Annotated in this window: 9 protein-coding genes; 6 read left to right on the top strand and 3 right to left on the bottom strand. The window is 33.1% G+C overall.

The genetic code is table 11. The features are described from left to right. Window positions 1–152: 152 nt before the first annotated feature. Window positions 153–569: an NAD(+)--rifampin ADP-ribosyltransferase gene (gene arr, locus V7161_RS28965; protein ID WP_205182134.1), complete on the top strand. Its 417-nt coding sequence runs from the start codon at window positions 153–155 to the stop codon at window positions 567–569. Window positions 570–823: 254 nt separating this feature from the next. Here the strand turns inward: arr and V7161_RS28970 are convergent, their stop codons facing one another. Together V7161_RS28970 and V7161_RS28975 are read right to left on the bottom strand one after the other, a co-directional pair. Further along, on the bottom strand, window positions 824–1036 hold the full coding sequence (locus V7161_RS28970; RefSeq protein WP_335716231.1) for a DUF3916 domain-containing protein: 213 nt from the start codon (window positions 1034–1036) through the stop codon (window positions 824–826). An 81-nt stretch (window positions 1037–1117) separates the two neighbouring features. Further along, window positions 1118–1978 (bottom strand): hypothetical protein, encoded by an 861-nt coding sequence (locus tag V7161_RS28975; RefSeq protein WP_335716232.1) that lies wholly within the window; start codon window positions 1976–1978, stop codon window positions 1118–1120. Window positions 1979–2159: 181 nt separating this feature from the next. Here V7161_RS28975 and V7161_RS30490 point away from each other — a divergent pair, with 181 nt between their 5' ends. The 5 genes from V7161_RS30490 (at window position 2160) to V7161_RS28995 (ending at window position 5546) form a co-directional block, all read left to right on the top strand. After that, window positions 2160–2312: a TetR-like C-terminal domain-containing protein gene (locus tag V7161_RS30490; RefSeq protein WP_420491687.1), complete on the top strand. Its 153-nt coding sequence runs from the start codon at window positions 2160–2162 to the stop codon at window positions 2310–2312. Between the two features lie 645 nt (window positions 2313–2957). After that, window positions 2958–3974, top strand: a complete 1017-nt coding sequence (locus tag V7161_RS28980) for a DUF3231 family protein (RefSeq protein ID WP_335716233.1) — start codon at window positions 2958–2960, stop codon at window positions 3972–3974. Window positions 3975–4413: 439 nt separating this feature from the next. Beyond that, window positions 4414–4602: a gamma-type small acid-soluble spore protein gene (locus V7161_RS28985; protein ID WP_335716234.1), complete on the top strand. Its 189-nt coding sequence runs from the start codon at window positions 4414–4416 to the stop codon at window positions 4600–4602. 422 nt (window positions 4603–5024) lie between these two features. Further along, window positions 5025–5195 (top strand): hypothetical protein, encoded by a 171-nt coding sequence (locus tag V7161_RS28990; RefSeq protein WP_335716235.1) that lies wholly within the window; start codon window positions 5025–5027, stop codon window positions 5193–5195. A gap of 144 nt (window positions 5196–5339) precedes the next feature. Further along, window positions 5340–5546 carry a DUF1657 domain-containing protein gene (locus V7161_RS28995; protein ID WP_098576330.1) on the top strand — a complete coding sequence of 69 codons (207 nt, stop codon included), beginning with the start codon at window positions 5340–5342 and terminating at the stop codon, window positions 5544–5546. Between the two features lie 373 nt (window positions 5547–5919). On the opposite strand, the gene V7161_RS29000 is transcribed toward V7161_RS28995, so the two are convergent. After that, the gene (locus V7161_RS29000) at window positions 5920–6546 is read right to left on the bottom strand and encodes a methyltransferase domain-containing protein (RefSeq protein ID WP_335716236.1); all 627 of its coding nucleotides are present in this window, start codon (window positions 6544–6546) and stop codon (window positions 5920–5922) included. Window positions 6547–6908 lie beyond the last annotated feature (362 nt).

Here is a 6908-nt window from a genome sequence, read left to right on the forward strand (position 1 = left end):
ATTTAAAATAATCATTAACAGAGTGACTCAATATCATTCTCTATACCTACATTATACCGTTATTTATATTTTTATAATAAAGTATTTTTTTGTAATTCCTACACTATATTATACTTTAAATACAAATCTAATAATAGAAGAGGTGTATCCGTATGAATGACAAAAAAGATGTCTTAGATAATGGTCCTTTTTTTCATGGTACTAAAGCAGAATTAAAAATTGGTGATTTATTAGAACCGCAACACTTATCAAATTACCAAGAAAAAAAATCTAACCATATATACTTTACTGCTACATTAAATGCTGCCAAATGGGGTGCTGAATTAGCAACATCTAATTCAAAAGAAAGAATCTACATTGTAGAACCATTAGGGGATTTTGAAAATGATCCTAACTTGACTGATAAAAGATTTCCTGGAAACCCAACACGCTCATATAGATCTAAATCACCTCTAAAAATAATAGCTGAATTAGCTTCATGGGAAAGACACTCTGATGAAGAGATAAATCATATGCTTACATCTTTAAAGAAATTAAGTGAAGAAGGAAAAAATGTGATATACGATTAATTTTCAAATAAACACTTCCCCCTCAATCATTGAGGGGCTTTTTTTCTTTTCCGTTATCAAAAGGTACAGGGCGAATTTTTCTCCTTGTTTTTTTGTAAGCTAACCCGCCCGTTAGAAGAATTAGAAAAGCTGCCACAATTGTCATCTCTGATCTTTCTCTAAAGCACCCCGATAGTTTATGTACAACATTTCACAAACTTTTAAAGTATAGTACCATCTTGGTTTGAAGAATACCACCCTTTAACAGAATCTCATTAATCTAACTCACCAATAAACCAGATTTCGCCTTCATGGTTGAAACAATCGTCCGATATTATTTCCTTGAAACCCCGAATTTTCAAATCAGAAGATAAAACAATATTCCACTCTTTTATTAAATTTCTTTCGCTACCAAGAGGTATCCATTTTTGTTCTGTTGAGTTTCTCTCGAAAAAACCATCAAACCAACTTTTATCTGGAGCGATCATCTTTAAGCTCAAGCACCCAGTTAGTTGAAGTACATATTTTCACAAATAATTTCGTCTATATGAAGACTGCACCTGTTTTCATTAGGATGGATTTTTATCGGCTACTATTTGTTTAGATAATCTTTTATCTATAACTCCAACAAGGAAAATAAGAAATAATGCTAAACAAATATAGTAAATTTGGTCCCACCATATGAGACTATGAAGAATTCCAATCTTTTCAAGAACTTGATTCACAGTATAAATAAATAAACCTGTTAAAATATATTTGATCCACTTCGGTTTCCAATTGATTTTAATCATTAGACAATAAAAAAGACTTGCGCATAAATAGTAAATTGCTGAGAAGGCAATGGAATCTCGCCCTACATTCCCAAACCATCTAGGGCGATAAAATCTATTCAAGAAAAAGAGCATCGGAAGAATATGGGCACTGGCAGATATGGAGCCCGTGATTAAATAGAGCATCAAATTGTGTTTGAATCCCATTGAAGTGTGTAAAATCCATTTATAGAAAATCTTAGCTAAAGCAAAATATAAAGGGAGACCCATTCCCGTATATGCTAATTTCCACCAGTGCTGTGTATAGATATGAAGCTTTAAAAATAACCATTCAATCCCTACAAAGAATCCTGAAAAAAAGATGATCCAAAGCCAATTTAAGTGGAAAGTTGCTATCAAGGTAGCTGTGACCGGTAAAGATAATGCGTTTGAGAAAAACGCTCCCAATTCACTGTCATAAAATGAATTATGCTTGATAATATTGGGGTTATAATCATAGCTTCCTAAGAAATTAAATATAGTGGTCTCGATAATATAACCAAATCCAACCATTGTTAAATAAAGAAACAGGGATCGAGTGTTTCTTTTTTTTAATAAAATAAAACAAAACAGTATCGTGCTTGAAATGAGTAATGCAAAAAACCAATAACTACTATGCACACGGTTCACTCCGATATTAAAAGAATTCCTAAAATTTGTCCTCTTAATTTTTTTATTATTAGAGATTCTCTAATATCTATACTTCATATTGAATCATTACGGTGAAACGTATCATAAATACGGTACATTAAGAATCATTTTTGTTGGCGGTACCTCGTAAAAAGGTGGCTTCCCCATCCCCATCTTAAGAGACGAAGTCAATGTTACCGTAGGCAAAAATAAAGGATTAAACGAAGATATCATTATTCGATTTGTTTCCGCTGCATACTTTGAACTGGTGGAATGGTGGCTTAAAGAAGGAATACCTTATCCACCACGCGTTATGGCAGAATAAGTCGGAGAATTAGTAGAGAGAATATTATAATTACTAAAAAATATTAAAGCGCGGAAGTTCAACAGCCAGGTATGAACATGTCTGTTTTGTTCTCAGCAATAAATAATAAACTTTGTTGAAATCATTCAATATAATGGGTACTTAATTGATTTAGTATTTACACAATTTTAGAAATGCTTTTAATTTAGTTTGGTGACACCAGACAAATATAAAAAAACGATTTTACTAACAAAGAAAGAATACTTTTTTCTTAATATTATGAAGAAATACACTTAAACTAACCTGCCCCGTTAGCTGAACAAGGAAAGCGACTGCCCTTATTGAACAATCGCTCCCGTTACTTTAAGTGCACTATTTCACAATTTTTTTGTGAGATTAGAAAAATGCAAACTACATCTTGAAGAATCACACCAGTTAAGCTATAAATGTATCCCGATAATAATCAGAATTACTGAACCACCCGCATCGAACCATGTTGAAGTTTCTTTGTAAAAAACTTCCACAAATACTGTTTTTATCAAAACTACACCTTGTTTCTCATCAGTAAAATCTTTTGATTTAAGAGGTTTCTAATTTTTTACATATTATTCACCTCTGAGAGAACAATAAAAAAAATGTACAAGTTCGTTTATTGGAGGAAAAATCTTGGAGACAAATAACCCCATTCGATTAACTGCTCCAGAAATGGCAAGCCTTTGGACTCAATACATTTTTGATACCATGTCCATTTGTTTTTTTCGTTATGCACTGGAGCATATCGAAGATCCTGATGTCAAATCGATTTACCAAACATCATTGGGAATATCCCAAAAGCATGTTCAAAAAATTACAGAATTCATGTTAAATGAAAATTATCCTATTCCACATGGGTTTACAGAAAAAGATGACGTAAACATTCAGGCACCTCGTCTTTTTCAAGACCCTTTCTACCTAAATTATATTTATATCATGACTTTGCAAGGCCTGACTGGATATTCTTTGTCTGTTGGTACTTCAGTTCGTTCTGACTTACGGAAGTATTACATAACCTGTATGTCCGAAACGATGGAGCTTTTTGATCAATCCATTGATTTAATGCTTTCGAAAGGACTTTTTGTACGACCTCCTGTTATTTCACCACCCGAATCAATCGATTTTGTAAAGCACCAAAGTTTTTTAACGGGATGGTTGGGAGATCGTCGTCCTCTGAATGCTATCGAAATAGGAGATATTACTTTCAACATGCTAAAAATGCATTTACATGCTGCTTTAAAAGTGGGATTCATCCAAGTAGCCCAATCCAAAGAGATTCGTCAATATTTCATGAGGGGTCTTGACATTGCCAATAAACACATAAAAATATTTGAATCTGTATTTAAGGAAGATAAATTGAATTCGCCTGTTTCTTGGCAATCGATGATCACGAGCTCTACTTCTATGACCTTTTCAGATAAATATATGATGTACCAAATTCTATTGTCTACACAATTATCCCTTTCATTTTATGGTTCCGCTTTGAGTGTCAATTCAAGAAGAGATTTAGGTGCTCATTACATACGACTAATTTTAGAACTTTTACAATTTGCAGAAGACGGAGCAAACCTAATGATAAAAAATGGATGGTTAGAGCAGCCTCCAACAGCAAGTAACCGTGACTCGCTCGCCAACAGGAAGGAGAAATAAATAATATGTAAAAACTGGACGCTGGGAACGATTCCTAGCTTTTTCATTTGCTGCTCATAAGGCAAAGAAAACAAAATTCCATCTCCCTTGTTCCACTAAACTGCCCAGTTAGTTCAACAAAAAAATGACCGCCGCAGCCATCCCAGTCCTTAAACTCTTGCACCCGTTAGTTTAAGTGAAAATTTTCACAATCTTTTTTTAGACAATAATAAACTCTAATCCCTTAAATGTGTTGCTCCATGTAAAGCGCCTTTTTATTTATGATAAGCGTCCGATTGCGAAATATTGAAAAAACAAGAGTAAGCTTCAAAAATAGTTCCTCAGTTATTTTGCAAAAGCTACTCATAGTAAAGTGAAAAATGCTGTAAAGCAATTTAAAAACTTTTTAGGATAATAAAATTATGTTCAGGATACATTATTGTCGTGGAGGTGATTTATTATGGCTAACAATCAACAACCAAACAAAACTCAAGCTGGAACAAACGCCCAACAGGTTAGGCAACAAAATGCTCAATCTGCTCAAGCTGGAGCTGGTCAATTCGGAACAGAATTTGCTAGCGAATCCAATGCACAAGAGGTAAGACAACAAAACCAACAATCCCAGCAAAATAACAACCAAAACTCTTAATTTGTGACTTTATAGAACACCTCTTATCGCTCGGTAGGGGGTGTCTTTTTTTATGAACTTTTTTTGAGGTAAAGCAATTTTAAACATTTTTATTTTCACACTAAACCTTTGATTGAGCAAATTCTTCTCAATTCTCATTTAGCTTACCATAGATATCCATTCTTCTTGCTAAGCGTTACTCATCAATCTGGACCGATTGCTGAACACAAGTTAAACACCGCTTTACAACTATCCTGCCACGTTAGCACAACAATAAAAAAGACCGCCGCAGTAATCACTTTCTTTAACTCTTGCACCTGTTGGTTGAACAAGAACCAACCGAGTTATTGCACAATTTCCTCGTATTGTGTACTAAATTCTATTGAATTTTTTTAATCCCAAGAAAGATAATATTTAATAATTAAATGGAGGAGATGATTAAAATGCCAGTCAACAAATATGTTAACAATATTCTAGGTGTTGATGTACGTGCTCGTTTTTCTACAGAAGATAGAGGAATTATTTATGACCCCTTCAAAAATCCTATAATCCATAAACAAATAAATGGACGAGAAATTGTTCCTCTTGATTTAACAAAATTATGGGGGAAATAAAACCTTCTAATTTATTGTTTATACATCTTCTTAGGACTTGCACAAGATATTTAATTTTATTTGAATATCTAAAATACATAAGCTAATAAATATTCCGCATACTACATTTGTAATTTCAATTTTATTCAGAAAAGAGGTCTCTAAATGACTGTTGGAAAACAAGTACAACAAGCATTGGCTGGATTAAAAAGTGCACAAGCGAGCTTTGAAGGCTTCGCCTTAGCAACTGATAACCAAAATGCCAAGCAGCTTTATCAACAGGCAGCACAACAAACACAACAGGTTCTTGATAGTCTTGAACCACGTCTTCAAGAAATTCAAAGTGAAGAACCTCAGTACAAACAGCAATAAATTGTAAGCGTTTTTCTTAATTATGATCAATCAACCCAGATTCATTTTCTGAAGATCATAATATGATATTATATGAAAAATTAGGTCCATTTTCCTTAACCATCCATAATAGGATGGTTTTGTTTTTAAATAAACCATTCTTTGTTTCATAAGTGGTTTTAATATAGCACATCCGAAAAAAATGAAATTATATTGGAATAGAGCGATATAAAAGATCATTTCTTCTTTAATTGTCCCGTTAGTTGATCAACGAAAAAAAGAGCTGCTTGCCGCAACTCCATCTTCAACTCAAGCACCCGTTAGTTCAAGAAGAAATGAAATCCCAGAAAGAAAAGGAGTAGCAACAATTATGTTTGCCACTCCTTTTCATACTTTATTTAGAGATGATAATAACCCCACCACAATGGGAAATCGGATAAAATTTGCAATTACATACATTTGCCAATGAGGATTTTAGTTCATCAAAAACGAAATAAAATTCATCATCGTCCCAGTGATGCAGATTTTCCTGCCGACAAATATTCAGTTTCTCTCTGTTCTGAAAAGATATGTCTCCAATAAATATTTGCCCTTCTTCTTTTAGCAGAGATAATAATTTAATAATAAAGGAAACCTTTTCCTCATCTGTTAGGTGGTGCATTGTATAGGTGCTTAAAATTGAATCATACCTATTTTCAATGATTTCGAAGGGTAATCCTTTTGAAATATCCCACTCTATTAAATGTGCTTCTGGCATTTTTGCCTTTGAAATAGCAATCATTTTAGATGAAAAATCCAAACCATTTATTTGCTGCCCATTTTCATACAGTTTACTCGTTAATAGACCTGTTCCAAAACCTATATCTAAAACGTTTGAACAGTTTTTTTGCATTACTTCATTGAAGATAACATTTAATATTTGTTTGTATCCTGCAAACGGATATTCATTGTTTTCTTCACTAATTTGTACGGTGTTATCATAGTTATCTGCCCATAAATTAAATCCTTGTTTATTTAACACGAATGCTCCTCCTATTTTAGAAAGAAATTACGAGCATTCAATAAAAACACTTGAATTACTCGTATTTAACCTCAATCAATTTATTAATTTGACATTTAATTATGAAATTTTTCATTTCAAATCCCACCTTTCATTTAATTAATTAAATCGTAACATTTTTTGGTAAAGTTTGCATAAAATACTAATTGTTGTTTAACTAACCTCCCCCGTTAGCTCAATAAAAACAGCCGCCAAAATGGCAGCTGGATCTTTAATTCTTCATCCTAAAGCTTAAGATGATGGCTTAGACTTGACTACTAAATTTCTCTTTTAGAGCCAAAGTTGGGCAGCTAGGATCCTCACACGGCTCATCAGGGTCGTAT

It is taken from the genome of Neobacillus drentensis (assembly GCF_036965425.1).
Classification (GTDB): domain Bacteria; phylum Bacillota; class Bacilli; order Bacillales; family Cytobacillaceae; genus Neobacillus; species Neobacillus drentensis_F.

What these genes read in the sequence shown, in the direction of transcription:
- arr (WP_205182134.1), top strand. Translation starts at nt 153, where the DNA reads ATGAATGACAAAAAAGATGTCTTAGATAATGGTCCTTTTTTTCATGGT.
- V7161_RS28970 (WP_335716231.1), bottom strand. Translation starts at nt 1,036, where the DNA reads ATGATCGCTCCAGATAAAAGTTGGTTTGATGGTTTTTTCGAGAGAAAC.
- V7161_RS28985 (WP_335716234.1), top strand. Translation starts at nt 4,414, where the DNA reads ATGGCTAACAATCAACAACCAAACAAAACTCAAGCTGGAACAAACGCC.
- V7161_RS28990 (WP_335716235.1), top strand. Translation starts at nt 5,025, where the DNA reads ATGCCAGTCAACAAATATGTTAACAATATTCTAGGTGTTGATGTACGT.
- V7161_RS28995 (WP_098576330.1), top strand. Translation starts at nt 5,340, where the DNA reads ATGACTGTTGGAAAACAAGTACAACAAGCATTGGCTGGATTAAAAAGT.